Annotated in this window: 25 protein-coding genes; 12 read left to right on the top strand and 13 right to left on the bottom strand. The window is 69.3% G+C overall.

The window, feature by feature from the left end; genetic code table 11:
• Window positions 1-105 precede the first annotated feature (105 nt).
• Window positions 106-396, top strand: a complete 291-nt coding sequence (locus tag ACV7NL_RS16655) for a hypothetical protein (protein ID WP_463356270.1) — start codon at window positions 106-108, stop codon at window positions 394-396.
• A gap of 117 nt (window positions 397-513) precedes the next feature.
• Here ACV7NL_RS16655 and ACV7NL_RS16650 read toward each other — a convergent pair whose 3' ends face one another.
• Window positions 514-1,278, bottom strand: a complete 765-nt coding sequence (locus ACV7NL_RS16650) for a glycerophosphodiester phosphodiesterase family protein (RefSeq protein ID WP_463356269.1) — start codon at window positions 1,276-1,278, stop codon at window positions 514-516.
• Window positions 1,275-1,748, bottom strand: a complete 474-nt coding sequence (locus ACV7NL_RS16645) for a RidA family protein (RefSeq protein WP_463356268.1) — start codon at window positions 1,746-1,748, stop codon at window positions 1,275-1,277. The genes ACV7NL_RS16650 and ACV7NL_RS16645 overlap by 4 nt, the downstream gene beginning before the upstream one ends.
• Window positions 1,749-2,042: 294 nt before the next feature.
• On the opposite strand from ACV7NL_RS16645, the gene ACV7NL_RS16640 reads away from it, so the two are divergent.
• From ACV7NL_RS16640 to ACV7NL_RS16625, 4 genes are all read left to right on the top strand, one after another.
• Window positions 2,043-3,236 (top strand): aspartate aminotransferase family protein, encoded by a 1,194-nt coding sequence (locus ACV7NL_RS16640; protein WP_056487045.1) that lies wholly within the window; start codon window positions 2,043-2,045, stop codon window positions 3,234-3,236.
• A gap of 137 nt (window positions 3,237-3,373) precedes the next feature.
• Window positions 3,374-4,327: an ornithine carbamoyltransferase gene (gene argF, locus ACV7NL_RS16635; protein ID WP_056185521.1), complete on the top strand. Its 954-nt coding sequence runs from the start codon at window positions 3,374-3,376 to the stop codon at window positions 4,325-4,327.
• 222 nt (window positions 4,328-4,549) lie between these two features.
• A complete protein-coding gene (locus tag ACV7NL_RS16630) occupies window positions 4,550-5,602 on the top strand; it encodes an Hsp33 family molecular chaperone (protein ID WP_463356267.1) in 1,053 nt (350 codons plus the stop codon).
• Window positions 5,603-5,775: 173 nt separating this feature from the next.
• Window positions 5,776-6,942 carry a hypothetical protein gene (locus ACV7NL_RS16625; RefSeq protein WP_463356266.1) on the top strand — a complete coding sequence of 389 codons (1,167 nt, stop codon included), beginning with the start codon at window positions 5,776-5,778 and terminating at the stop codon, window positions 6,940-6,942.
• 224 nt (window positions 6,943-7,166) lie between these two features.
• Here ACV7NL_RS16625 and speG read toward each other — a convergent pair whose 3' ends face one another.
• Genes speG through apaG form a run of 3 tightly spaced genes read right to left on the bottom strand, consistent with a single transcriptional unit; the run spans window position 7,167 to window position 9,334 of the window.
• Complete coding sequence (gene speG / locus ACV7NL_RS16620) at window positions 7,167-7,751, bottom strand: spermidine N1-acetyltransferase (protein WP_056185397.1); 585 nt, start codon at window positions 7,749-7,751, stop codon at window positions 7,167-7,169.
• Window positions 7,752-7,764: 13 nt separating this feature from the next.
• The gene (gene argE, locus ACV7NL_RS16615; protein ID WP_463356265.1) at window positions 7,765-8,937 is read right to left on the bottom strand and encodes an acetylornithine deacetylase; all 1,173 of its coding nucleotides are present in this window, start codon (window positions 8,935-8,937) and stop codon (window positions 7,765-7,767) included.
• 4 nt (window positions 8,938-8,941) lie between these two features.
• Window positions 8,942-9,334, bottom strand: coding sequence for a Co2+/Mg2+ efflux protein ApaG (gene apaG / locus ACV7NL_RS16610; protein WP_463356264.1), 393 nt, complete (start codon window positions 9,332-9,334; stop codon window positions 8,942-8,944).
• 192 nt (window positions 9,335-9,526) lie between these two features.
• Here apaG and ACV7NL_RS16605 point away from each other — a divergent pair, with 192 nt between their 5' ends.
• The 6 genes from ACV7NL_RS16605 (at window position 9,527) to ACV7NL_RS16580 (ending at window position 14,404) form a co-directional block, all read left to right on the top strand.
• On the top strand, window positions 9,527-9,949 hold the full coding sequence (locus ACV7NL_RS16605) for a hypothetical protein (RefSeq protein ID WP_463356263.1): 423 nt from the start codon (window positions 9,527-9,529) through the stop codon (window positions 9,947-9,949).
• A gap of 97 nt (window positions 9,950-10,046) precedes the next feature.
• Window positions 10,047-11,153, top strand: a complete 1,107-nt coding sequence (locus tag ACV7NL_RS16600) for a 2'-deoxycytidine 5'-triphosphate deaminase (protein ID WP_056487060.1) — start codon at window positions 10,047-10,049, stop codon at window positions 11,151-11,153.
• 45 nt (window positions 11,154-11,198) lie between these two features.
• Window positions 11,199-11,951, top strand: a complete 753-nt coding sequence (gene map, locus ACV7NL_RS16595) for a type I methionyl aminopeptidase (protein WP_463356262.1) — start codon at window positions 11,199-11,201, stop codon at window positions 11,949-11,951.
• Between the two features lie 493 nt (window positions 11,952-12,444).
• A complete protein-coding gene (gene oxlT / locus ACV7NL_RS16590; RefSeq protein WP_463356261.1) occupies window positions 12,445-13,743 on the top strand; it encodes an oxalate/formate MFS antiporter in 1,299 nt (432 codons plus the stop codon).
• 138 nt (window positions 13,744-13,881) lie between these two features.
• Window positions 13,882-14,079 carry a hypothetical protein gene (locus ACV7NL_RS16585; protein WP_056185421.1) on the top strand — a complete coding sequence of 66 codons (198 nt, stop codon included), beginning with the start codon at window positions 13,882-13,884 and terminating at the stop codon, window positions 14,077-14,079.
• 157 nt (window positions 14,080-14,236) lie between these two features.
• The gene (locus ACV7NL_RS16580; RefSeq protein WP_156376258.1) at window positions 14,237-14,404 is read left to right on the top strand and encodes a hypothetical protein; all 168 of its coding nucleotides are present in this window, start codon (window positions 14,237-14,239) and stop codon (window positions 14,402-14,404) included.
• Between the two features lie 8 nt (window positions 14,405-14,412).
• Here ACV7NL_RS16580 and ACV7NL_RS16575 read toward each other — a convergent pair whose 3' ends face one another.
• The 4 genes from ACV7NL_RS16575 to ACV7NL_RS16560 form a co-directional block, all read right to left on the bottom strand.
• Window positions 14,413-14,949 carry a hypothetical protein gene (locus ACV7NL_RS16575; protein ID WP_463356260.1) on the bottom strand — a complete coding sequence of 179 codons (537 nt, stop codon included), beginning with the start codon at window positions 14,947-14,949 and terminating at the stop codon, window positions 14,413-14,415.
• 425 nt (window positions 14,950-15,374) lie between these two features.
• Window positions 15,375-16,103 (bottom strand): 6-phosphogluconolactonase, encoded by a 729-nt coding sequence (gene pgl / locus ACV7NL_RS16570; protein ID WP_056487073.1) that lies wholly within the window; start codon window positions 16,101-16,103, stop codon window positions 15,375-15,377.
• A gap of 91 nt (window positions 16,104-16,194) precedes the next feature.
• A complete protein-coding gene (gene gnd, locus ACV7NL_RS16565; RefSeq protein WP_056185430.1) occupies window positions 16,195-17,169 on the bottom strand; it encodes a phosphogluconate dehydrogenase (NAD(+)-dependent, decarboxylating) in 975 nt (324 codons plus the stop codon).
• A 146-nt stretch (window positions 17,170-17,315) separates the two neighbouring features.
• Window positions 17,316-19,649, bottom strand: coding sequence for an NADP-dependent malic enzyme (locus ACV7NL_RS16560; RefSeq protein ID WP_056185432.1), 2,334 nt, complete (start codon window positions 19,647-19,649; stop codon window positions 17,316-17,318).
• 379 nt (window positions 19,650-20,028) lie between these two features.
• Between ACV7NL_RS16560 and ACV7NL_RS16555 the strand changes: the two genes are divergently transcribed.
• Window positions 20,029-20,283 carry a DUF3297 family protein gene (locus ACV7NL_RS16555; protein WP_056185435.1) on the top strand — a complete coding sequence of 85 codons (255 nt, stop codon included), beginning with the start codon at window positions 20,029-20,031 and terminating at the stop codon, window positions 20,281-20,283.
• Between the two features lie 3 nt (window positions 20,284-20,286).
• Here ACV7NL_RS16555 and ACV7NL_RS16550 read toward each other — a convergent pair whose 3' ends face one another.
• The 4 genes from ACV7NL_RS16550 to aspS all read right to left on the bottom strand — a co-directional run bounded on the left by ACV7NL_RS16550 (window position 20,287) and on the right by aspS (window position 24,280).
• Window positions 20,287-20,979, bottom strand: a complete 693-nt coding sequence (locus ACV7NL_RS16550; protein ID WP_247636420.1) for a hypothetical protein — start codon at window positions 20,977-20,979, stop codon at window positions 20,287-20,289.
• Complete coding sequence (locus ACV7NL_RS16545) at window positions 20,976-22,001, bottom strand: hypothetical protein (protein WP_156634084.1); 1,026 nt, start codon at window positions 21,999-22,001, stop codon at window positions 20,976-20,978. Before ACV7NL_RS16545 ends, ACV7NL_RS16550 begins: the two co-directional genes overlap by 4 nt.
• 88 nt (window positions 22,002-22,089) lie before the next feature.
• Window positions 22,090-22,425, bottom strand: a complete 336-nt coding sequence (locus tag ACV7NL_RS16540) for a hypothetical protein (protein ID WP_056487085.1) — start codon at window positions 22,423-22,425, stop codon at window positions 22,090-22,092.
• Window positions 22,426-22,465: 40 nt separating this feature from the next.
• Complete coding sequence (gene aspS / locus ACV7NL_RS16535) at window positions 22,466-24,280, bottom strand: aspartate--tRNA ligase (RefSeq protein ID WP_056487088.1); 1,815 nt, start codon at window positions 24,278-24,280, stop codon at window positions 22,466-22,468.
• Window positions 24,281-24,411 lie beyond the last annotated feature (131 nt).

Below are 24,411 nucleotides of genomic sequence, written 5' to 3'. Positions count from 1 at the left end.
GTGTTTTCCAGAATCAGGCTTGTCTGGGCGAGACGGCACGCCCACCGTGATCCGACGCGTGCTTCCCAGATGAGCCAAGAGGGGACTGATGACCCCGCATGTCGGGTGACCCTGCATGTCGGGCAGACGCATCCGGTGCGGACGCCGCCCGACGATTTCGCTGACGATGTCCTGATCGCGAGGGCCAATCTCGACGAGCCAGGCACCAACGTTCCCGGCACGATCTTCGTCTCGACCATGCTGGGTGCCCATGGCCCCCGGGTGAAACGGTACGCCGACCGACCCGGACGGTCGCTGCCCTGCCTGATCGTCCCGATCGGCCCCGATCCGCAGCCGCGCGACGATTGCCTGCCGCCCATCGTCTCGCGGGCGGCGCTTCCGCGGATCACCGAATAGGTTCGCCTCAATCACGGGGCGCGACTCGGTTTCTGGACCGACGGCGCGACCCGGAACCGCCGCGAGGTCGCTGCCTTCCCGGACACTTTCGAGCCGGTTACCCGATCAGCGCCACGTTCAGGGGCAAAACCCCTCGAACACCATCTGGTCGGCGTGGATCTCGGCCTGGCGGCGCTGGTCCGGGTTGCGCACGGTCCAGGTCATCACCGGGCGCTGGCCGAGGAGCCGGCACAGCACGGTGGGGGCGCAGGGCAGGTCGTCGACTCGCCAGGACAGGAAGTCCGGCCGGGTCTCGTCGAAGTGCAGCAGGTCGGAGAGCGCGCGCCGCAGGCTTGGGGCCAGCGCCGCGTAGGCCGGATCGTCCTGGCGCGTCTCGGCGACGATGCCGCGCGGCAGGCCCGGCGCCAGCGTCCGCAGGGCGGCGACGAGGCGCGGGTCGAACGACTTCAGCGCCACGGGGCCGTCATACGCGGCCGCGAGGGCGGCGACGCGCTCCGTCAGCCGCAGATCGCCGGTGTAGCGCGACTTGACCTCGATCACGAGGGGCGTGCGCCCGCCGATCCGCTCGAGGAAGGCCGGCAGGGTCGGGATGCGCTCGGCGCTGCCCGCCACCGCCAGGGCGCCGAGAGCCGCGGCGGAGCGCGCCCCGACCGCCTCCTCGGCCGTGGTCAGGCGGCCCAGGGTCTCGTCGTGGAACACCATCGCCTCGCCATCGGCGCTGAGCTGAACGTCGCACTCGATGGCGTAGCCACCCCGAATCGCCGCCTCGGCGGCCGCGAGGGTGTTCTCCGGCACGCCGCCCGCCCGGTCGTGCAGTCCGCGATGGGCGATCGGCTGCGCGGTGAGCCAGGCGGGCGCGTTGGGACTCGCCTGCGGGCTCATTTGACCTCGAACATCGCCTCGACCTCGACGGCCGCGTCGAGGGGCAGTTCGGCGACGCCGACGGTGGAACGGGCGTGGCGGCCGCGATCACCCAGAATCTCGACCATGAGGTCGGAGGCGCCGTTCATGATGCCGGCCAGCCCCGCGAAGGTCGGAACCGCGTTGATGAAGCCGCCCAGACGGATGCACTGCACGACGCCGCGGTCGAGATCGCCCACCGCCGCCTGCACCTGGGCCAGCACGTTGAGGGCGCAGAGCTTCGCGGCGGCGATGCCGTCCTCCGCCGAAACCTCGGCCCCGAGCTTGCCCGTGTGGGCATCGGCGATCTTGCCGTCGAGGCCGAAGCAGATCTGGCCGGAGATCACCACGAGGTTGCCGCTGCGCACGAAGGGCACGTAGTTCGCGACCGGGGCCGCCGCCTTGGGCAGGGTGAGGCCGAGGGCCTCCAGGCGTTCCGTGACGGTGCTCATCTGTGTCGTTCCTGTGCTGGGCGGCGGCGGGTGGTCCGGCCGGGATGACGCGGCTCTGAGCACTTCCGTGCGATGCACGCAAGGCGGGCTGCGCGATGCGCGCAGGGCGGGCCGCACGATCTGCGCGCAACAGCCTAATTGGCAGGCATGTCAGGCCGATGAACCCCGTCCGTCGTTGACAGAATTGGACATTTCTCTAGTAATCGCGCGCGTGCCGCCCCATCCGAGGCGGCACTTTCATTTGGTGCGGTCGCGTCTCTCGCGTGCCCGCGAGACACACGGGAAGACGGGATCGTGACATCCGCCCTTCTGCCGACCTATGCCCGGGCCCCCATCGCCTTCGAGCGCGGCGAGGGCGCATGGCTGGAGGCACGCGGGGGGGCGCGATACCTCGATTTCGGCGCCGGCATCGCGGTGAACGCCCTCGGCCACGCCCATCCGCACCTCGTCGCGGCCCTGACCGAGCAGGCGCAGAAGCTCTGGCACACCTCGAACCTGTTCGAGATCCCGGAAGGCGAGCGGCTGGGCCGGCGCCTCGTGGACGCGACCTTCGCGGACGTGGCGTTCTTCGCCAATTCGGGTGCGGAGGCCAACGAGGCCGCCATCAAGATGGCGCGCAAGTACCATGCGGCGGCCGGGCATCCCGAGCGCTTCCGCATCATCACCTTCGAGGGCGCCTTCCACGGCCGGACGCTGGCGACCATCGCGGCCGGTGGGCAAGCCAAATACATCGAGGGCTTCGGCCCGAAGGTCGACGGCTTCGATCAGGTGCCCACCGGTGATTTCGCGGCCCTCGAGGCGGCCATCACCCCGGAGACGGCGGCCCTGATGATCGAGCCGATCCAGGGGGAGGGCGGCGTGCGGGTGATCCCGCACGAGGATCTGCGGCGCCTGCGCGCGCTCTGCGACGCGCACGGTCTCCTGCTGATCATGGACGAGGTCCAGACCGGGGTCGGGCGCACGGGTCGGCTGTTCGCCCACGAATGGTCGGGCATCACGCCCGACATCATGAGCGCCGCCAAGGGCATCGGCGGCGGATTCCCCCTGGGCGTCTGCCTCGCCACGGCGGAGGCCGCACGCGGCATGGTTGCGGGCAGCCACGGCACCACCTTCGGCGGCAACCCGCTCGCCATGGCGGTGGGCAACGCTGTCCTCGACGTGGTGCTGGCCGATGGCTTCCTCGACCATGTCCAGCGCATGGGCCTCATCCTGAAGCAGCGGCTCGCCGCCCTGCAGGACCGGCATCCGGGCGTGATCGCGGACATCCGCGGCGAGGGGCTGATGCTCGGCCTCAAGCTCAACGTCCTCAACACCGAGTTCGCGGCCGCCGCGCGGGACGCGCACCTGCTGGTGGTTCCGGCCGGCGACAACGTGGTGCGCCTGCTGCCGCCGCTGATCATCACGGATTCCGACGTGGCGGAGGCGGTCACCCGCCTCGATGCCGCCGCCGGGCGGCTCGGGACGCACCTGCGCGGAGCGGCCGAGTGACCGGCCGCTCCGCCTCCGCGAAACCCGAGACCGCAGGCGCCAACACTGCCGACACCAAGACCCCCGACACCAACACCGTTGATTCCAGGACCGCCGCGAACGTCCGGAGCCGGACCCCGCACACGAAGAACGGACCGATGACCACGACACTGAACGGGACCGGAGACGGGACCCGCCACTTCCTCGACCTGAAGGACTTCTCGGCCGCGCAGCTGCGGGCGGTGCTGGACACCTCCGCCGCCATCAAGGCGCGCCGCCGCAAGGGTGAATTGGCCGAGGACCGCCCGCTGATCGGCAAGACCCTCGCAATGGTGTTCGACCGGCCCTCGACGCGCACCCGCGTGTCGTTCGACGTCGGCATGCGCGAACTCGGCGGCGAGACCCTGATGCTGACGGGGAGCGAGATGCAGCTCGGCCGGGGCGAGACCGTGGGCGACACCGCCCGGGTGCTCTCGCGCTACGTCGACGCGATCATGATCCGCATCCTCGACCACGACCTGATGCTGGAACTGGCCGAGTACGCCACCGTGCCGGTGATCAACGCCCTGACCAAGGTCTCGCACCCCTGCCAGATCATGGCCGACCTGCTGACCTTCGAGGAGCATCGCGGGCCGATCCAGGGCCGCACGATCGCCTGGTCGGGGGACGCCAACAACGTGCTCGCCTCCTGGGTCCACGCCGCCGCGCGTTTCGACTTCACCCTCAACATCGCGGCCCCCCCGGAACTGTCGACGCCCCAGCCGCTGCTCGACTGGGCGCGAGCCGAGGGCGCCACCGTCAACGTCACCACCGACGCCTACGAGGCGGTGAACGGGGCGGACGCGGTGGTCACCGATTGCTGGGTCTCCATGGGCGACGAGGACGACCAGCACCGGCACAACCTGCTCGTGCCCTACCGGGTCGATGCCCGCCTGATGGCGGCCGCCGCCAAGGACGCGATCTTCATGCATTGCCTGCCCGCCCATCGCGGCGAGGAGGTCACGGCCGAGGTCATCGACGGTCCGCAATCGGTGATCTTCGACGAGGCCGAGAACCGTCTGCACGCCCAGAAGGGCATCCTGGCCTGGTGCCTGCGGGCGCACGGCCTCTGAGGAGGCACAGCGCGACCCGGTCGCCGTGTCGGTCGCGCCGCCGCGTCGGGATGCCTATATAGGATTCGATCCTGAACCGAGGGTCGGGGGCGGCCGTTGCGACGAGCGCGGGCGTTCCGACCGGTGCGCCGCCGCCATCCGTGCACTCCCCATACCCCGCCCTGCGGCGGCGGGAGGCCCGTGGCCCAGCCCTCGCGTTCGTCGAGCCCGATCGGAGACGCCATGACTCTTGGAACGACTTCTGGAACCACGTCTGGAACCACCCCCGGGGACGATCGACCCCTCGTCCCGGTCGCCATCGAGGGCGACGACGACGTGGTGCTGCCGTTTGCCGTCGAGGCCCTGGACGTGCGCGGCCGCGTGGTCCGGCTCGGGCCGTCCGTCGACACCATCCTGCGCCGCCACGGCTATCCCGATGCGGTGGCCCGCCTCCTCGGCGAGGCGGCCGCGCTCACCGTGCTCCTCGGCTCGTCCCTGAAGTTCGAGGGCCGGTTCCAGCTCCAAACCAAGACCGACGGTCCGGTCGAGATGGTGGTGGTCGATTTCGAAGCGCCCGACCGCCTGCGCGCCACCGCCCGCTTCGACACCGCGCGGGTGGAGGCCCTCGGCACCGGTCCGTTGCAGGACCAGGACCTGATCGGGCAGGGGCACCTGGCCATGACCATCGACCAGGGCCCGACCAGCAGCCGCTACCAGGGCGTCGTCGCCCTCGAAGGACAGAGCCTGGAGGAGGCGGCGCACCAGTATTTCCGCCAGTCCGAGCAGATCCCGACCCAGGTCCGCTTGGCGGTGGCCGAGCAATATGCCGGCGGCTCCCGGAGCTACCGGGCCGGCGGCCTGCTGGTGCAGTTCCTGCCCCAGTCGATCGATCGGGCGCGGCTCGCCGACCTGCCGCCGGGTGACATCCCGGAGGGGCATGTCCACCTCGACGCGCATGGCGTGCCCGAGGACGACGCCTGGGTCGAGGCCCGCAGCCTGGTGTCGACCATCGAGGACCACGAACTCGTCGATCCCGAGGTCTCGGCCGAGCGCCTGCTCTACCGCCTGTTCCACGAGCGCGGCGTGCGGGTGTTCGAGGCGCAGGGCGTGCGCGAGCAGTGCCGCTGCTCGCCCGAGCGCGTGATGGGCATGATCACCTCGTTCTCGCCCCAGGAGCGGCGGGACATGATCGCCGACGACGGCCGGATCGGCATCACCTGCGAGTTCTGCTCGCGTCGCTACGACCTCGATCCGGCGGCGGTGGAAGCCGAAGTCGCGGCCCAATCGGGAAGTTGATGACGCGCTGCCACGACAGGTGTCGCGGCAGCGCCAACAAGCTTGACCAAACCGGAATACAAGACGTCGCAAGTGCTCGCCACTGCACGCGGGGTTTGTATTTGAACCGTTTCTAAGGTGTCGACGTTTGGGGTTTCTCAAGATTGCTCAACAAGAGCTCAGGAGGAACGTCGATGAAGACATTCGTGGTTGGTCTGACGGCACTGCTGATGACGACGTCGGCCTACGCCCAGAACGCAGGCCAGGCCGGCGCCGCCGGCGAGGCCGGTGGTCGCGGCGGTTCGGCCGCGCGCAGCCAGGGCGCCCCCGAGGGAAGCTCGGGCGGTCGTGTTTCCGGCACCGACGGCGCCCGCAGTGAGACGGGCGGACGCGCCGAGGCCGGCGGACGCCGAGAGGGTGGTCGCACGGAAACCGGCGGACGCGGCGACGCGGCGACACGGGATCTTCAGGGCGGAGACGCTCAGACGAAAGCTTCGCAGAACCGGGATTCGCAGTCTCGCGGCGCCGACCGGAGCGATCGCGACGGCGACCGGGCGACCCGCACCTCCTCCCGGGAAGACCGGGCCGGTGGCCGCGCGCAGCGCGACCGCGTCTCGGTCGATACTCGCAGCGAATCCCGCAGCGAGCGCGTCGAGGGCGGGCGTCGGTCTGGCCGCTTCGTCTTCATCGGCGGCCAGCGCGTGGTCTATGGCTCGCCCGAATACCGCCGCCTCGTCACGGTGGAGCGCCGCGGCGGCGACCGCGTGGTCGAGCGCGCGCGCCGGCGCTACGTCACCATCCGGGGCCAGCGCGTCCTGTACGGCTCGCCCCAGTATCGCCGCCTCGTTCGGGTCGAGGAGACGACGACCCGCCGTCCGGGCACCCGCTACGTCGTGGTGCGCGGCCAGCGCGTGGTCTATGGCTCGCCCGAGTATCGTCGCCTGACGGTGACCGAGCGCCGCGGCGGCACTGTCGGGGCCCGCTTCGAGGAGCGCGGGTTTCGCGGCAAGGCCGTCTCGTCCCGCACCGAGGAACGGCGCGACAGCCGGAACGTGCGGTCCACGCAGGGCGAGTCCCGCGAGGGCATCCGGAACGCCGACCCGCGCCAAGGCAACGACCGCAACCGCGCCGCCGCCGACCGTAACATGAACCGGAACCGGGGCGGTGAGGACGCCGGTATCCGCAACGCGGCCGAACGGTCGGGCGGCGCCGAGCGCGGCACCGAGCGCGGCACTATGAACACCGGCAGCCGGAGCGGGGGCGCCGAGCAGGGCGGGTCCGAGCGAGGGATGAGCGGTGGCTCGAACGGCGGCGGCCTCGGTGCCGGCTCTGGCGGCCGGAGCGGCGCGGGCCGCAACTGATCCGACGCAATGGGGTGCCGGGCCTTCCGCGAGGCCCGGCAATTCCGCGCTCTGACATCCGGCTGACCGGTTCGGACCGGTGAATCGGATGGAGCGCGCGTCGCCTCTTCTCGAGGCCAGGGCGAGGGCAGAGTCCGGTCTGCGTTTCAGAAACCCACGCGTCCCACCTGGAAGGAGAGGAGGCGCTTCGCGGGCCGGACCTGAAGCGATCAGCCCGGATCGGTTCAGGCCTTCAGCACGGATTCGGCGATGTCGCCGCCGCCCCGACGGGCGAGGTAGGCCGGCTGGAACAGACACATCCGCACGGCATCGCGGTACTTGCCGTTGACGAAGAACTCGTCCTTCAGGATGCCCTCCGGCTGGAACCCGCAGCGCTCGTAGATCCGCACCGCGCGGGCGTTGTCCTTGTCCACGTGCAGGTAGAGCTTGTGGATGTTAAGGACGCTGAAGGCGTAGTCCATGGCGATGCGCGTGGCCCGCGGGGCATAGCCCTGGCCCTGGAAGGCCGGGTGGATGGCGATCTGGAACTCGCAGCGGCGGTGCAGGTGGTTGATCTCGACGAGCTCGACGAGGCCGGCCGGCGCGCCCTCCGAATTGGCGATGATGAAGCGCCGTTCGGTCTGGTTGTGGATGTTGCGCTCGTAGAGCTGCGCCAGTTCGGCGAAGGACTCGTAGGCCTCCTCGAACCAGTAGCGCATGATGCTGTCGTTGTTGTTGAGCTGATGCACGAACATCAGGTCCTCGCGCTCCAGGGGGCGGAGCTTCACGGGGCCGTCCGCCGCGATGGTCCGGGCGCTGATGGCAGTCATGGGGTCGATCCGTTCAGGGCGTCGCGCATTCCGCGGCGAGCCGGTCCATGAAGGCCTCGCCGGCCCGGAGGGCCGCCAGGGTGATGTATTCGTCCGGCTGATGCGCCTGGTCGATGGAGCCGGGGCCGCAGACCACGGTGGGGATGCCGGCGGCCTGGAAGCGCCCGGCTTCCGTGGCATAGGGCACCGAGATCGTGTGGTTGCGCCCCGCCACCCGGAGCGCAAGCTGCTCGGCCACCGAGCCGGGTTCCGGCGCGAGGCCCGGCACCGCGACCTCCTCCAAGGTCTCGATGCGCCCGTAATCGCCGTAGCGATTGAGCCGGTCGCGCAGCACGGTGCGGACCTTGGCTTCGAACAGGGCCGGAATCTCGCCCATTTCGAGGTCGGGCAGGCCGCGGAACTCCCAGTGGAAGGTGCAGACCTTGGGCAGGATGTTGCGGGCGGTGCCGCCCGCGATGGTGCCCACATGCACGGTGGTGGCGGGCGGGTCGAAGCGGCCCGAAGCGTCGCCCCGGGCGATCATCGCGTCGGCGATCCGGTTCAGTTCGGAGACGAGATCGGCCGCCGCCATCACCGCATTGGCACCGAGCATCGGCTTGGCCGAGTGAGCCTCGTGCCCGTGCACGGTGGTGAGATAGGTGACGATGCTCTTGTGCGCGTCCGCCACCTCGAGGTCGGTCGGTTCGCCGACGATGACCGCGCCGGGACGCGGCAGGTCGGCACCGAAGCGCGCGATGGTGTCGGTCACACCCAGGCAGGTGGTCTCCTCGTCGTAGGACAGGAGGATGTGGATCGGGCGCTTGAGGTCGGCGGCCTGGAAGCGCGGGATCGCCGCGAGCGCCAGGGCGCAGAAGCCCTTCATGTCGACGGCGCCGCGTCCGTAGGCGCGCCCGTCCGCCACCCGCAGGGTGAAGGGGTCGGCGCTCCAGGCCTGGCCCGTCACCGGCACCACGTCGGTATGGCCGGACAGCACGATGCCGCCATCGACCATCGGCCCGATGGTGGCGAACAGGGCCGCCTTGTCGCCGTCGGCGTTCGGGACGCGGACGAAGGGCACGCCGAGAGCGTCGAGGGCGGCCACCACGCTGTCGATCAGCGCGAGGTTCGATTTCGAACTCTCGGTGTCGAAGGCCACGAGCCGCGCCAGCCAGTCGAGGGTCTCCGGGCGCGGGCCGTCGCGCGACATGACCTTAATGGACGCTGCGGAGGACGTGGGGGGAATCCAGGGAGAAGGCCGGAATCTCCGCCTCGAAGCTCTCGCCCGCATCGGTCGCCATGGTGTAGCTGCCGGCCATGAGGCCGTCCGGCGTGGTGAGCGGGCAGCCGCTGGTGTAGCTGAACGACTCGCCCGGCTCGAGCACCGGCTGCTTGCCGACGACGCCGGCGCCGCGCACCTCCTGGGTCTCGCCGCGCCCGTCGATGATACGCCAGTGGCGCGAGCGCAGCTGCACCTGCTCCGAGCCGTTGTTCACGATCTCGACCGTGTAGGCGAAGAAGTAGCGGCTCTCGGCCGGCGACGATTCCTCCTCGACGAAGCGAGGCATCACGGTCACGCTGATTCCGCGCGTCTGAGCCTTGTACATCCCCGTCATTGCCTCCCTGCCCGGACCTGAACCCCGATCGCCCTGCGGTCGCGACAAGCACTGGGGGTCGTGGTACGGCCCTCGCAAATGCCCGTCAATCGTGGTGAATGCGTGCGTGGCGCATGCGTGCCCACGCACCGTCCATGCGCGCCTGTTCCAGGCGTGCCGACGCAACGTCGAGGTCCGTCCCCCGTGCTCGAGCAGACCGTTCCGCGTCGCGCCGCCGCCGCGCCACCCGGCCGGGCGCTCCTCGCCAGCCTCGCCCTCGCGGGGCTGGCCGGTGCCTTCGCCTGGGCCGCGCCCGATCGCAACGGCTGGGCCGCCCTCGCCCTGGCGCTCGCCCTGGTTCTCGACGGATCGGCGCAGGCCACGGGGGCCTGGCTCGCCCGTCGCGGGGACGGGTTGCCCCGGATCGTCGGCCTGCCCTCCCTGGTGCTCGCCTTCGGCCCCGGGTCCGGCCTCGGCGCCCTGCTGTTCGCAGCAGCCCTCCTGGTCTGGCCGGCAGGCTTCCCGGTGCTGGCCAGCGCGCTCGCCGGGCTCATCGCCATGGGGGCCATCGCGCGCCTCGTCCTGGCTTGGATCGTGCTGCGCATCCCGTCCGAGCCGGAGGCTTAACCAGGTCTTAGGCGATCCCGCGGCATGCGTGCAGAATGCGGCGTTCCCGCCCCGGCCGACGGGGTGGTGCCCGAACGAGAGCGGGTGGTGCGAGCGGATGCCGGACGCAGATCAGGACAAGACAGGCCCCGGCCCTCACGGGATCTTGGCGGCGCAGGGCATCCTGGCCCTGACGCGGTCCGGCGCGATCCGGCCCGACACGCCCTACGCGCCCGACCAGATCCAGCCCGCAAGCCTCGACCTGCGCCTCGGCGCCCGGGTGTTCCGCGTACGCACCAGCTTCCTGCCCGGCGCCCGCACGGTGGCGGCCTGCATCGAGGCCTTCGTGCTGCACGAGATGGATCTGACGCACGGCGCCGTGCTGGAGACGGGCTGCGTCTACATCGCCGAATTGCAGGAGCACCTCGCCCTGCCGGCCGATCTCGCGGCCAGCGCCAACCCGAAGAGTTCCACCGGCCGCATCGACGTGTTCACCCGCGTCATCACCGACCGGGGCGCCGCCTTCGACCAGGTCGAGGCCGGCTATCGCGGGCCGCTCTACGCCGAGATCTCGCCCCGGACCTTTCCGGTGAAGGTCCGCACCGGCTCGCGCCTGTCGCAGATCCGCTTCCGGCGCGGCGAGCCCCGCCTCTCCGATTCCGAACTCGCGGGCCTGCACGCGACATCACCGCTGGTCGACGCCCCGAACCCGACCTTCCAGGGCGGCATCGGCGTCTCCATCGATCTCGCGGGCTTCTCCGGCCTCGTCGGCTACCGCGCCCGGCGCCATACGGGCCTCGTCGACGTCGATGCGCCGGGAGCCCACCGGGCCGCGGATTTCTGGGAGCCGCTGCAGGCCGACGCCTCGCGGGCCCTGATCCTCGATCCGGGCCAGTTCTACATCCTGGCCTCGAAGGAGGCGGTGCAGGTGCCCCCCGACTTCGCCGCCGAGATGGTGCCGTTCGATCCCCTGGTGGGCGAGTTCCGGGTCCATTATGCGGGTTTCTTCGATCCGGGCTTCGGCTTTGCCGCCGCCGGGGGCGCCGGCGCCCGGGCCGTGCTCGAAGTGCGCTCGCGCGACGTGCCGTTCCTGCTGGAGGACGGGCAGATCGTCGGTCGCCTCGTCTACGAGCGCATGGCCGAACGCCCCGCCACCCTCTATGGCGCAGGCGCCGGCTCGAACTATCAGGCCCAGGGGCTGAAGCTCTCCAAACATTTCGCCTGAAGCGAGACCTTCGCCTCCGGCCGACCCCGGACCCGCGGAGATGCCATGACCGTGTCCAACGACGACGAATTGACGGCGCTGAAGCGGATCGGGCGCATCGTCGCCGATGCGCTCGACGCGATGGGCCGGGCCATCGAGCCCGGCATGACCACGCGCGACCTCGATCGGATCGGCCGGGCGTTCCTGGAAACGGCCGGCGCCCGGCCGGCGCCCGAGATGGTCTACGGCTTTCCCGGCGCGACCTGCATCAGCGTCAACGAGGAAATCGCGCACGGCATCCCGGGAGAGCGCCGGATCGGTCCGGGGGACCTCGTCAACATCGACGTCTCCGCCGAGCGGGACGGCTACTTCGCGGATACGGGCGCTTCGTTCGCCGTACCGCCGGTGACGCGGGCGGTGGAACGGCTGTGCCGCGACGGGCGCCGGGCGATGTGGGCCGGCCTGCGCCAGGTCGGTCCGGGCAAGCCGCTGGCCGAGATCGGGAACGCCGTGGGGGCCTTCGCGCGCAAGAACGGCTATACGCTGGTGCGCAACCTCGCCAGCCACGGGGTCGGCCTGTCGCTGCACGAGGCGCCGACCGAAATCGCGACCTGGCCCGACCCGTCCGAGCGCCGGATCATCCAGGAGGGCCTGGTGTTCACCGTCGAGCCCTTCCTGTCCCTCGGCGCCGACTACGCGGAGGATGGCGACGACCCCTGGACCCTCTACAGCCGACCGCAGGCCCTGACGGTCCAGTACGAGCACACCGTCGTCGCTTCCCGCAGCGGACCGCTGATCCTGACGATGCCGGGCCAATAGGCGCCGTCGCGAACACAGGAAGACCGGACCTCAGGACACAATACCGGGCCGTCCCGGCCACGTCTTCCAGTCCCTTGTTCAGGCGAACTCTTGTTCAAGCGAAGTCTTCTGTTCAGGCGAAGTCTTCCGGCCGGTGCTTCGACCGCTCTTCCGCGACCCGGATCGATCCCAGGGGCGGCGTGCGCGGACGCACGCAAACGCGCGGGCCCCGCACCGGCGTGACGCCTCGGGGCTGAGCCGGAATGGAGGAAACCGCCTCAGGCGGCGACCAGGGGCGTAAACGCGCTTGGCCTATCCCTTAATCCCGAAAATTCAGCACCCAATGTAGAATTATTCTGCTTGCGCGGACTTCTGGTATACCAAATAATGCCGATATGCGAACCGCCAAGTGAAACGCGTGGCTGATCTCAGGCGGGCGGAGCGCAAACGAGCATTTCAATTCGGATCCTCAGCAAAACGCTCAACGTCCCAAGCAGAACGAGGAACTCAGCTCATGGCGATGTCCGCTGCCGCGCCCCCTATAGCGAAACCGTCCGCCAATCGGTGGTTGCAACTCATCTTCGGCGTCGCCTGCATGGTGGCCGCCGCCAATATCCAGTACGCGTGGACGCTGTTCGTCCCCGAGATCCAGAAGACCTTCGGCTGGGATCGCGCCGCGATCCAGGTCGCGTTCACGATCTTCGTCGTGGTGCAGACCTGGCTGACCCCCATCGAGGGCTACTTCATCGACAAGTACGGCCCGAGCCGCGTGGTGATGTTCGGCGGTCTGATGACCGGCCTCGCCTGGGTGATCAACTCCTACGCCACCACGCTCACCGGCTTCTATCTCGGCTCCGTGGCGGGCGGCATCGGCGTCGGCTGCGTCTACGCCACCTGCATCAACAACGCCCTCAAGTGGTTCCCGGACAAGCGCGGCCTCGCGGTCGGCCTCACGGCGGGCGGCTACGGCGCCGGCTCGGCCCTGACGATCATCCCGATCGCCAACATGATCTCGCAGGGCAGCTACGCCCAGGCCTTCTTCGTGTTCGGGCTGATCCAGGGCGGCATCATCATGCTGGCGGCCATCGGTCTGCGGGCGCCGTCCAAGGGCGAGGTCACCTTCTCGACCAAGGTGCTGCAGACCCGGCGCGACTACACCCTGCGCGAGGCCCTGCGCACGCCGGTCTTCTGGGTGATGCTGCTGATGTTCACCTGCACGGTGACGGGCGGCCTGATGGCCGTGGCCCAGCTCGGCGTCATCGCGCAGGATCTCGGCGTGAAGGAATTCCAGGTCAACCTGTACTTCTTCGCCATGGCCGCGCTGCCCTTCGCGCTGATGCTCGACCGGATCATGAACGGCATCTCGCGGCCGCTCTTCGGCTACGTCTCCGACCGGATCGGCCGTGAGAAGACGATGTTCATCGCCTTCACCATGGAGGGCATCGGCATCGTGGCGCTGGGCTATTTCGGCACCAACCCGTGGGCCTTCGTGATCCTCTCCGGCATCGTGTTCCTGGCCTGGGGCGAAGTCTACTCGCTGTTCAGCGCCACGGCCGCCGACACCTTCGGCTCCAAGCACATCGGCAAGATCTACGGCGTGCTCTACTGCGCCAAGGGCTTCGCAGCCCTGTTCGTACCGGTGGGCAACCTGCTGATGCAGGCCACCGGCACCTGGGCGACGGTGCTCTACACCGTGGCGATCATGGACCTCGTGGCAGCCTTCCTGGCCATCGCGGTGCTGCGGCCGATGCTCAAGCGCCACCATGCGGCGCAAGGGCAGGTCCAGCCGGCCGGCGCCCTGGCGCATGCCTGACCCATCCCGCGCCCCGGTACCGGGCGCGGGACCTGCCTATCTCCTGCGAGCCGGATCCCCTCCGGCTCGCAGTCGTTCGAGGCCGAGGGCGATAACCGGGGCGCCCCGGTCGACCTCGCACCGGCAAAGGTTTCCGCGATGGTCGTCTCCATCCTCCTCGCCCTGGTGAGCATTCCCTTCGCGGCCATCGTCCTGCGAACGGCGGACTTCAACCGTGACGTCTTCGCCATCCTGTATGTCTCGTCGCTCGGTCTGGTCCTGTCGGCCATCCTGCTCGTCGGCGGGTACTACCTGCTGCCGCTACCCCCGATCGTCGCCGATCCCGTTCACCGGTAGATCACCCGGCCGGATGGCTTGGCGGCGGCGCCGCGCCAACAACGTCGCAGCCGAACGCGCCAGCCACGCTCCGGCTGCATGACCGCGTAGCGGTATACGATATACCAGACGCCGTTGTGCAGTGCGATAAACCCGGATCGCCATCGGGATCCGCACCATGATCGCTCTGTTCGTTCTCGGCCTGTGTGCCGTCGCCATCGGGCCGATGCTGGCCCTCCTCACCGACGATGCCGCTTCGGGCTCGGTCCTCCCGGACAAAGCCTCGGCCGGCATGTTCGTCGCGCTCAACGACAACACGCTCACGGCGGCCCGACGCGCCGCCTGATCGCCCGGTCAGGGAGCCTTCGCGGTCCGGGCCGACGGGGCAGGGCGACCGGACCGGGCCGGCCTTGCAGGGGAGACCGGCGCGTCCTCGGTCGTCAGCGCGCCGTTCGCATCGTCGAGGACCGGAATCTGGTCCAGGGTGAGGAGAGGTCGGGTGGAGCGGGCCTCGCCGCGCAGTGGCTCGGCACGGCCCGGGGCCGCTTCGGACACGGCAGCCATCACGGACGCAGAACCCCTGCGCGATGGCGTCGGGGCCACCGCGACGGATGCCGTCGGCATCGCGGCCTTGACCGGCGGGAGCGTGGGAGCGGCCGGCGTCGCTTCCGCCCGCTCCGTTTGAACCCGGTCTCCTGGCACAGGCGGCGCCCGCAGGGGCATCGCCGAGGCCGGGCGCGCGCCCGCGATCTCTGCCTCGTGCGACGCGGCCCAGACACGGGCCGGCGCCAGCGCCGCATCGTCGGCCGGGTGCGGTGCCTTCACGGTCAGAACCAGCAGGACCGGCAGGACCGGCAGGCTGAGGACGGCCACCAGGGTCAGGCCCGCCACGGCGCCGGAGCGGATTCCGCGGAGGACCGGATGGGGTCCCGATTCGTCGAGCGGGCGCAACGGTCCGATGCGTTGATGCGAGGACCGGCGCCACCGCTTCGCCGGAACGGGGCGCCGGGGCAGACCGATCCAGGGACCACCGACTACAGGACCACCGGCAAAAGGATCTTGGCCCATAACAGTTCTTGGCCCGTGGCGCGGCGTCGTGAAACCGGGCGATTCCGGCTATCGCCAAGTGTTCGCTCGCGGATTTCCAGAACGCAACACTTTTCATCACGGGTGTCGGCCCGCGCCGATCGGAGCGACACCCGATGAGCCAAGCTGTGCAACGCGCCGGGGATGCCGAAATCCTCCAGGCCGACGGATTCGACCGGCCCTCAGGGCTTCGGTGAACCGGATCCGAGCCGTTCCGGTCCCGTTGCCGGTCAGGCGCCTGCCGCCTCCCGGTCGACGAGCCAGGCGAGCCGCCCAACGCTGCGGACGTGCCGGACGGGCAGGTCTTCGCCGCGCGCGAGGCGGCGCAGGGGCTCCTGCTTTCCGGCACCGGTCACGAGAAACAGGGTCTCGCGGGCGGAGGCGAGGGCCGGGACGGTGAGGGTGATGCGGGGCACGAAGGGGGCGAGCCCCGCCTCCGGCACCGGTGCCGTCCACGCGTGGCGCTCGCTCAGGGCAGGCTTGCCCGGAAACAGTGAGGCGGTGTGACCGTCCTCGCCGAGGCCGAGGAGGACGAGGTCGAACAGCGGTCTGGCCGGGTCGAGCACGTCCGCGCCGTAGAACGCCCGCAGGGTCTCGGCATAGGCGCGGGCGCCGGCCTCCGGCGTGCCGTGCGTGTCCATGGCGTGGAGATGGCCCTCCGGGATCGGAGCCTCGCCGAAGGCGTCGCGCGCCATGCGGACATTGCTTGCCGCATCGGTCCACGGCACCATCCGGTCGTCGCCGAAGAACCAGTGCAGGCGCTCCCAAGGCAGGTGCGCCCGGTAGGCCGGCCCGCTCAGCAACCCGTAGAGTCGCTTCGGCGTCGAGCCGCCGGAGAGGCAGACCGCGATGGCCGGGCGCGGCGCCGACTGGCACAGGGCCACGAGACGGTCGGCGGCGGCCGCCGCCACCGCATCGGCGTCGGGCAGGATCTCGGCGCGCTCGGGCAGGGGGATCATCGGCGCAGGCCCTCGAGGCTGGCAGGGAATGAGGTCCGGGGTGCCCCTCGGACCAGCGGACAACCGACGCGGGCCTATTTCGGCTCCAGAACTACTTCGGCTCCTGGTGCCCGCCAAAGCCCTTGCGCATCGCCGAGAGCAGCTTGTCGGCATAGCTCGCCTCCTCGCGGGAGCGGAAGCGCGCGTAGAGGGCGGCCGAGAGCACGTTGGCCGGCACGGATTCCTCGATGGCGGCATTCAGGGTCCAGCGGCCCTCGCCGGAATCGGCGACGAAGCCGGAGAAATGTTCGAGCGTCTCGTCCTGCGCCAAGGCACCGGCGGTGAGATCGAGGAGCCAGGACGAGACCACGCTGCCGCGGCGCCAGACTTCGGCGATGTCGCCGATGTCGAGGTCGAAGCGTTGGGCCTCGGGCAGATCCTGGGAATTGGCGTGCCGGAGGATGTCGAAGCCCTCGGCATAGGCCTGCATCAGACCGTACTCGATGCCGTTATGGACCATCTTGACGAAGTGGCCCGCACCGCTCGGCCCGGCATGGATGTAGCCCGCCTCCGCGCGCGGATCGCGGCCCTCGCGGCCGGGGGTCTTCGGGATGGTGCCGACGCCCGGCGCCAGCGTCTTGAAGATCGGATCGAGGCGCTCAAGGGCGGCGTTGTCGCCGCCGATCATCATGCAGTAGCCGCGCTCGAGACCCCAGACGCCGCCGGAGGTGCCGACATCGACGTAGTGGATGCCGGCGCTCTTCAGCTCGGCGGCGCGACGGATGTCGTCCTTGTAGAAGGAATTGCCGCCGTCGATGACGACGTCGTCCGCCGCCATCAGCCCCCCGAGGGTCTTCACCGTGGCCTCGGTGATGGTCCCCGCCGGCAGCATCACCCAAGCGGCGCGGGGCGCGGAGAGCTTGGCGACGAAGTCCTCCAGACTGTCCGCGCCGACCGCGCCCTCCGCCACCAGGGCGGCGACCGCATCGGGGTTCTGGTCGAAGACGACCGCGTCGTGCCCGTCGCGCAGCAGCCGGCGGACGATGTTGCCGCCCATCCGGCCGAGGCCGATCATGCCGAGTTGCATCCCGTGTCTCCCGTGTCCGCGATGACGCGCCGGACTCGAGCCCGGCCGTCGCACGCTCCCTCGCGAGCAGGGCTATCGCACTTGGCCCGCCAGGGCGAGGCGGCGGTTCGGCCGCAGCGCCCTGCGTCGCACGCAGGGGTTCCGCTTCAGGCCGAGGTCGGCCCGACGCCCGGCTCGGCCAGCGCCGCCCCGACGCCGATCTCGGCCGCCTGGGCCTCGACCACGGCGGCGGCCGTGACGTTGACGATGCCGCGCGCGGTGACCGAGGGCGACAGGATGTGGGCCGGCTTGGCCGGCCCGATCAGCAGCGGACCCACCGGGAGGGCGTCGGCCAGCACCTTGGCGAACTGGAACGCGATGTTGGCCGCATCGAGGTTCGGCAGGATCAGCACGTTGGCCGCGCCCTTCAGGCGCGAGGCCGGCATCACCCGGTCGCGGATAACCTCCGACAGGGCGGAATCGCCCTGCATCTCGCCGTCGACCTCCAGGTCGGACCGGCGCTCCCGAATCAGCCCGAGGGCGGTCCGCATCTTCACCGCCGAGCGCGAATCCGACTGGCCGAAATCCGAGTGGCTCAAGAGCGCGATCTTGGGGGTCAGGCCGAAGCGGCTGACGTGCTCGGCACAGGCCACGGCGACGTCGGCGATCTCCTCGGCGCTGGGGTCCGGCCGCACGTGGGTGTCGGCCAGGAAGTAGGCGCCCTCCTTGGTGACGATCAGGCTCATGGCGGCGAAGTCGAGCACGCCGGGGGCGAGGCCGATCACGTCGCGGATCACCCGCAGGCGGGTCTCGAAGCGGCCCTCGAGGCCGCAGATCAGCGCATCCGCCTCGCCGCGACGCACCGCGATGGCGCCGATCACGGTGTTGTTGGTGCGCACCAGGGTGCGGGCGGCGTCCGGCGTGATGCCGCGCCGTCCGGCCGCCTCCAGGTAGGTGGCGACGTAGTCGCGGTAGCGCGGATCGTCCTCGGGATCGATCAGGTCGAAATCGACGCCCTGCTTGAGCGAGAGGCCGAAGCGTTTGATCCGGGTCTCGATCACCCGGGGGCGCCCGACCAGGATCGGCCGCGCGACCTTGTCCTCACAGATGGCCTGGGCGGCGCGCAGCACGCGCTCGTCCTCGCCCTCGGTGTAGATGACGCGCTTGGGGTTCTCCTTCGCCTTGGAGAAGATCGGCTTCATGATGAAGCCCGAGCGGTGGACGAAGCGGTCGAGGCTGTCGGTATAGGCCTGGACGTTTTCCAGGGGCCGGCCGGCGACGCCGGAATCCATCGCCGCCTGGGCGACGGCGGGGGCGATGCGCAGGATCAGGCGCGGGTCGAACGGGCTCGGGATCAGCGAGCGCGGGCCGAAGGGCCGGGCCTCGCCGCCATAGGCGCGGGCGACCACGTCGGAGGGCGTCTCACGGGCCAGCGCCGCGATCGCCTTCACGGCGGCCTGCTTCATCTCCTCGTTGATCGAGGTGGCACCGACGTCGAGCGCACCCCGGAAGATGTAGGGGAAGCACAGGACGTTGTTGACCTGGTTGGGGAAGTCCGAGCGCCCGGTGCAGATCATCGCGTCGGGGCGCTTCTCCTGCGCCAGGTCGGGCATGATCTCGGGGTAGGGGTTGGCCAGCGCCATGATCAGCGGCTTCTCGGCCATCTTCTCCAGATATTCGGGCTTCAGCACGCCGCCGGCCGAGAGGCCGATGAACACGTCCGCGCCCGGAATCACCTCGGCCAGTGTGCGGGCCTCGGTCTCCTGGGCGTAGATGTCCTTCCAGCGGTCCATCAGCTCGGGCCGGCCCTTGTAGACCACGCCCTTGATATCGGTGACGGTGATGTTCTCGACCCGGGCGCCGAGCGACACCAGCAGGTTGAGGCAGGCCAGCGCCGCCGCGCCCGCACCCGAGGTGACGATGCGGACGTCGGGGAGGTTCTTGCCGGCGAGTTCGAGGGCGTTGAGGACGGCGGCCGCCACGATGATGGCGGTGCCGTGCTGGTCGTCGTGGAAGACCGGGATGTTCATCCGGGCCCGGCACTGCTCCTCGACCTCGAAGCACTCGGGCGCCTTGATGTCCTCGAGGTTGATGCCGCCGAAGGTCGGCTCCAGGGCACAGACCACGTCGACGAGCTTGGCGACGTCGTTCTGGGCGACCTCGATGTCGAACACGTCGATGCCGGCGAATTTCTTGAACAGGACGGCCTTGCCCTCCATCACCGGCTTCGAGGCCAGCGGCCCGATGTTGCCGAGGCCGAGCACGGCGGTGCCGTTGGTGAGCACCGCGACGAGGTTCTGCCGGATGGTGAGGGTGGCGGCCTCCTGCGGGTCCTCGTGGATCGCCATGCAGGCGGCGGCGACGCCGGGCGAGTAGGCCAGCGCCAGATCACGCTGGTTGCCGAGCGGCTTGGTCGCCTGGATCTCGAGTTTTCCGGGACGCGGCAGGCGGTGGTAGACCAGTGCTCCCGACTTGAGATCGTCGGACATGTTGTCGCCCATGGTCGTCCTCCTTCGGATGTCGCGCTGCCCCCGGCGTCGGAGCGCGTCTCCCATCATCGGCGGGGTTTTTGACTGGGGCTCCTGTTGCACCGGCTGCCCAGTGGGCGCAACCCGAGCCGGAAACCCCGAATCGACCGCGCCCAATCGCCGTTCGGGCCGGTTTCCCCATCGGAGCAAATGCCCGTGGCCGGCCGGCATTGTCGCGTCGGGCCCGAGGTCCGACGCTGACGATCGGGGCGTTTTGTTCCATCGTGCGGCGGATTGTGGTCCTGTCGGGGTCCGGGTAGCGGGTCGGCGTTGCGAGGGCGCGCCGAATCCCGTACCCGCTTGCGTTCGAAATCTTCACCACACGACGTGAAACGACCCAAGGTCCGCGACGATGTCCGATACGCCTCCCGACCGCCTCGCTGTGAATCCCAACAGCCCGTTCTACGACGAGAAGATCCTGGAGCGCGGCATCGGCATCCGCTTCAAGGGCGTCGAGAAGACCAATGTCGAGGAATACTGCGTCAGCGAGGGCTGGGTCCGCCTCTCGGCCGGCAAGACCCTGGACCGCGCCGGCAATCCGATGACGGTGAAGCTCAAGGGCCCCGTGGAGCCGTATTTTCGCGATGAGACGCCGGCCGAGGGCTGAGCCTCAGGCCGACGCGTCCTCCAGCGGGAACGGCGTCGGCTGCCAGTAGGGCTCGAGCTTGGTGCCGCGGATGTTGTCCGCCTCCCAGCCGTGCAGGATTTTCGCGAGGGCGGCCCGGTCGCCGGCCAGGAGCGGTTCGGCGACGCTCAGGACCATCCGGCGGCGTTTCTGGACCCAGGCGATATTGGGATACCGATCTTCGCGAAGCTCCGGCTCCAGGGTTTCGTAGAGCGCCCGCGCCGAATCCAGGTCGCCGAGAGCGATGTGGAAGATCAGGCGAGTTTCCGGCCATTGCGGCACCTTGCGATCGGTGCCGTCGGTGTAGACCGCCCAAAATGCCGGCAGCGAATCGATCGCGCGAAGCCGGGGTAGTGCTTCCGTCGCGATGACCGAGAGCAGATCGTCGATCATCGTCGGATCCGACCAGTCCCATTCCACCACGCGGGACGATGCGGGACGATGCAGGTAGCCGGAATAGCCGATGCTCGTCAGCAGATCGGGACCCGGCATGAAGGTCTGCAACATCGTCCATTGCGGCGTGCACAGATCCTTGTGCGAACTTCGGTCGATCAGGACACGCAGCGCCACGTGCCGAACCGGCAGAAGCCAGAGATAGTGGGACCCAATCTGTCTCAGATCGTCATACTGCGCTGCCAGGGGCCCGAAAATCTGTTTGATCTGCTTGGCGTTCGTCATCGGGAAGGCCTTATTTCATTCACGATAATGCGCCGCGTGCCAGGGAAATTGATGGCAACCATCCGTGCGATATGGGTGGCACGTAGAGCTGCGAGGCCGCTCTTGCCGGTCTTGAAATCGTGGACGCAGACCGTCAATGGGTCACTTTTTTCAAGGGCGTCGAGACGAATTGAGAACTGAGTTCCGTAGGGCACCGGGTCTGTTTTATCGGGAATAACCGGTTCCGTTGTACCAGGAACATATGAAACTTCTTGAACAAGATTCGGATCGTTAAGTGCACGAATTTTTGCGGCAGCGACGGCGTGAACTTTATTGCCGAAATCCTGCGCGTCCATGAAATTACCGGTCGTGCGCACCTGAGAGACGGAGTCATCGAGGATCCCCTGAACCTCGCCACGACGCGGACAGGCGGCGTCCAGTTCCGCTTGGTCGACCCGACCGACCCACATGGCCGGATTGTTCGCATCCGACCCGGGCTCATACGCGCTGGCCGGCGCCTCAAAGATCGCAGTGCCATCCCGGCTCTTCCGGAGAGAAAGGATTGAGAGCAAGGCCATCCCGGCCTCGACAGCTGCTGCAGTCCGTGACCGGGATGGTTGTGGGGCTCTCGCGCTTTGAACGAATGCTTCCGGCTCCACCCGGCCGTCGATCCGAGTGCCGCGCGACAGGATCTCTCCCGTCTCGCCATCGCTGATGGTCTGGGTCCGCCCCTCCATCTCGAAGAGCGTCTTGGTTCCATCCGGCGCGATGACGACGTGCCGCTCGTCCCAGGTCTCGGACGGCTGGCTGCGAACCCGCAGCGAGAGCACCCGCGAGCCGTCATCGGCGATGACGTCCTGCCCGTCGTCTCCAGAGGTCCATCGCCCGGCCCCGGTCTGGCCAGCCGGGGTGCGAGGCTGATCAGGATCGTACGCCCGGGAGAGGAGATGCTCGACGCGGAGCAGTCCGACTTCGACTCTCAGGGCTGCGAGGTCATAGGGGAGTTTCGCGCGTTCTCCGCTTTGGCGACCTGACGACGACATGGGCGGTGCTCCCGAGAGATCGAGCGACCGGCCCATCTGTCTCATAGACACGCCAAAATATCAATAAAAACCTATCATAGCTCTATATTCATGGATAGGTTCGGTCAATCGCCCTCACCCCGAGCACCCGCTCCCGCTTCGCCCGCTCGCCGGCGAAATTCCGCACCGCCACGGCGACCGCCTCCGCCAGCGCCGCCTCGGAGGTCGGGTCGCGCAGGACGAGGCTGGTGATGGCGTCGGGGTGATTCTTGCGCTGCTTCGGGGTGCGGGCGTGGTTCGAGACCCGCAGGGCGAAGGCGCAGGCTTCGGGCTTGAGGTAGACGCTGTCGCCCCGGGTGTTGCGGGCGACCACCGCGAAGCCCTGCGCCGCGAGGATCTCGACAGCGCGGACCAGGGCCTCCGCGGGCCTGAGGACGGATGTCACGGGTAACGATCCCGCCGGGCGGAGGAGGGGGCTTGGCCCCTCAGGCGCCTTTTTCGGGCAGGTTGAGGCGGATGTGGAGCTCGCGCAGCTGCTTCGGGGTGGCCTCGGCGGGGGCGCCCATCATCAGGTCCTCGGCGCGCTGGTTCATCGGGAACAGCACGACCTCGCGCAGGTTCTGCTCGCCGCAGAGCAGCATGACGATGCGGTCGATGCCCGGCGCGATGCCACCGTGCGGGGGGGCGCCGAGCTTCAGCGCGTTGAGCATGCCGCCGAACTTCTCCTCCAGCACCTCGACGCCGTAGCCGGCGATACCGAAGGCCTTCTCCATCACGTCGGGGCGATGGTTGCGGATCGCGCCGGAGGACAATTCGGTGCCGTTGCAGACGATGTCGTACTGGAACGCCTTGATGTTCAGGATCGTCTCGGCATCCGACGGATCGAGGGCCAGGAATGCCTCGCGGTCGAAGTTCGGCATCGAGAACGGGTTGTGCGAGAAGTCGATCCGCTTCTCGTCCTCGTTCCACTCGTACATCGGGAAGTCGGTGATCCAGCAGAAGGCGTACTGGTCCTTGTCGGACAGGTTCAGCTCGTCGCCGATGCGGATGCGGGCCTTGCCGGCGAGCGCCGCCGCCTTGCCCTCGGTGCCGGCGGAGAAGAACACCGCGTCGCCGGCCTTGGTCCCGGTCTTCTGCGCGATCAGGGCCTGGACCTCGGCCGGGATGAACTTGGCGATCGGGCCCTTGCCGGTGAGCGTGCCGTTGTCGTCCTCGAAGATGATGTAGCCGAGGCCAGGCGCGCCCTCGGCGCGGGCGAAGTCATTGAGCTTGTCGAAGAACGAGCGCGGCTGGGTCGCCGCCCCCGTGGCGGGGATGGCCCGGACCACGCCGCCGGACGCGATCACGCCCTTGAAGGCCTTGAAGGCGACGTCCTCGCGGGCGAATTCGTCCGTCACGTCGGCGATGATCAGCGGGTTGCGCAGATCGGGCTTGTCGACGCCGTATTTCAGCATCGCCTCGGCATAGGGGATGCGCGGGAAGGTGCCGGTGACGCGCTTGCCCTCGGCGAATTCCTCGAAGACCGAGCGCAGCACGGGCTCCACCGCCTGGAACACGTCCTCTTGCGTGACGAAGCTCATCTCGATGTCGAGCTGGTAGAACTCGCCCGGGCTCCGGTCGGCGCGGGCATCCTCATCGCGAAAACACGGCGCGATCTGGAAGTAGCGGTCGAAGCCCGCGATCATCGTCAGCTGCTTGAACTGCTGCGGGGCCTGCGGCAGCGCATAGAACTTGCCCGGGTGCACGCGGGACGGCACGAGATAGTCGCGCGCGCCCTCCGGCGAGGAGGCGGTGAGGATCGGGGTCTGGAACTCGAAGAAGCCGCCGTCGCGCATCCGGCGGCGCAGGCTGTCGATGATCGCCCCGCGCTTCATGATGTTGGCGTGCAGCTTCTCGCGGCGCAGATCCAGGAAGCGGTACTTCAGCCGGGTCTCTTCCGGGTAGTCGAGGTCGCCGAAGACCGGCATCGGCAATTCGCCGGCCGGGCCGAGCACTTCGAGGTCGTCGATATAGACCTCCAGCGCGCCGGTGGGCAGGTCCGGGTTCTCAGTGCCGGCGGGGCGGGTGCGGACCCGGCCGTCGATGCGGATGACCCACTCCGAGCGCGCCGCGTTGGCGGCCTGGAAGGCCTTCGAGTCCGAATCCACCACGCATTGCGTCAGGCCGTAATGGTCGCGCAGATCGATGAACAGCACGCCGCCATGGTCGCGGATGCGGTGGCACCAGCCGGAGAGGCGGACGCTCTCGCCGACGTCGGACGGGCGCAGCGCCCCGCAGGTATGGGTCCGATAACGGTGCATGGCAGGCTGTTGCATCAGGGGCTGACGGATCACGGGCGCTTGGGATGGAGCGGCGCACCATTCACGTGGGGGGTGCGAAGTCAAGGCGACGGGCAGGCACCGAGGACTCGGGAGCCGAAGCCGGAGGCGTC

Source organism: Methylobacterium sp. Ger2507 (assembly GCF_055231875.1).
The sequence above is the reverse complement of the archived record's forward strand: the minus strand, read 5'-3'. Positions and strand labels throughout refer to the sequence as shown.

Excerpts from the sequence above, each read along its gene's own strand:
- ACV7NL_RS16650 (WP_463356269.1), bottom strand. The coding sequence starts at position 1,278 with ATGAGCCCGCAGGCGAGTCCCAACGCGCCCGCCTGGCTCACCGCGCAG.
- ACV7NL_RS16645 (WP_463356268.1), bottom strand. The coding sequence starts at position 1,748 with ATGAGCACCGTCACGGAACGCCTGGAGGCCCTCGGCCTCACCCTGCCC.
- argF (WP_056185521.1), top strand. The coding sequence starts at position 3,374 with ATGACCACGACACTGAACGGGACCGGAGACGGGACCCGCCACTTCCTC.
- ACV7NL_RS16630 (WP_463356267.1), top strand. The coding sequence starts at position 4,550 with ATGACTCTTGGAACGACTTCTGGAACCACGTCTGGAACCACCCCCGGG.
- ACV7NL_RS16625 (WP_463356266.1), top strand. The coding sequence starts at position 5,776 with ATGAAGACATTCGTGGTTGGTCTGACGGCACTGCTGATGACGACGTCG.
- speG (WP_056185397.1), bottom strand. The coding sequence starts at position 7,751 with ATGACTGCCATCAGCGCCCGGACCATCGCGGCGGACGGCCCCGTGAAG.
- argE (WP_463356265.1), bottom strand. The coding sequence starts at position 8,937 with ATGTCGCGCGACGGCCCGCGCCCGGAGACCCTCGACTGGCTGGCGCGG.
- apaG (WP_463356264.1), bottom strand. The coding sequence starts at position 9,334 with ATGTACAAGGCTCAGACGCGCGGAATCAGCGTGACCGTGATGCCTCGC.
- ACV7NL_RS16600 (WP_056487060.1), top strand. The coding sequence starts at position 10,047 with ATGCCGGACGCAGATCAGGACAAGACAGGCCCCGGCCCTCACGGGATC.
- map (WP_463356262.1), top strand. The coding sequence starts at position 11,199 with ATGACCGTGTCCAACGACGACGAATTGACGGCGCTGAAGCGGATCGGG.
- oxlT (WP_463356261.1), top strand. The coding sequence starts at position 12,445 with ATGGCGATGTCCGCTGCCGCGCCCCCTATAGCGAAACCGTCCGCCAAT.
- ACV7NL_RS16585 (WP_056185421.1), top strand. The coding sequence starts at position 13,882 with ATGGTCGTCTCCATCCTCCTCGCCCTGGTGAGCATTCCCTTCGCGGCC.
- ACV7NL_RS16580 (WP_156376258.1), top strand. The coding sequence starts at position 14,237 with ATGATCGCTCTGTTCGTTCTCGGCCTGTGTGCCGTCGCCATCGGGCCG.
- pgl (WP_056487073.1), bottom strand. The coding sequence starts at position 16,103 with ATGATCCCCCTGCCCGAGCGCGCCGAGATCCTGCCCGACGCCGATGCG.
- gnd (WP_056185430.1), bottom strand. The coding sequence starts at position 17,169 with ATGCAACTCGGCATGATCGGCCTCGGCCGGATGGGCGGCAACATCGTC.
- ACV7NL_RS16560 (WP_056185432.1), bottom strand. The coding sequence starts at position 19,649 with ATGGGCGACAACATGTCCGACGATCTCAAGTCGGGAGCACTGGTCTAC.
- ACV7NL_RS16555 (WP_056185435.1), top strand. The coding sequence starts at position 20,029 with ATGTCCGATACGCCTCCCGACCGCCTCGCTGTGAATCCCAACAGCCCG.
- ACV7NL_RS16550 (WP_247636420.1), bottom strand. The coding sequence starts at position 20,979 with ATGACGAACGCCAAGCAGATCAAACAGATTTTCGGGCCCCTGGCAGCG.
- ACV7NL_RS16545 (WP_156634084.1), bottom strand. The coding sequence starts at position 22,001 with ATGTCGTCGTCAGGTCGCCAAAGCGGAGAACGCGCGAAACTCCCCTAT.
- aspS (WP_056487088.1), bottom strand. The coding sequence starts at position 24,280 with ATGCACCGTTATCGGACCCATACCTGCGGGGCGCTGCGCCCGTCCGAC.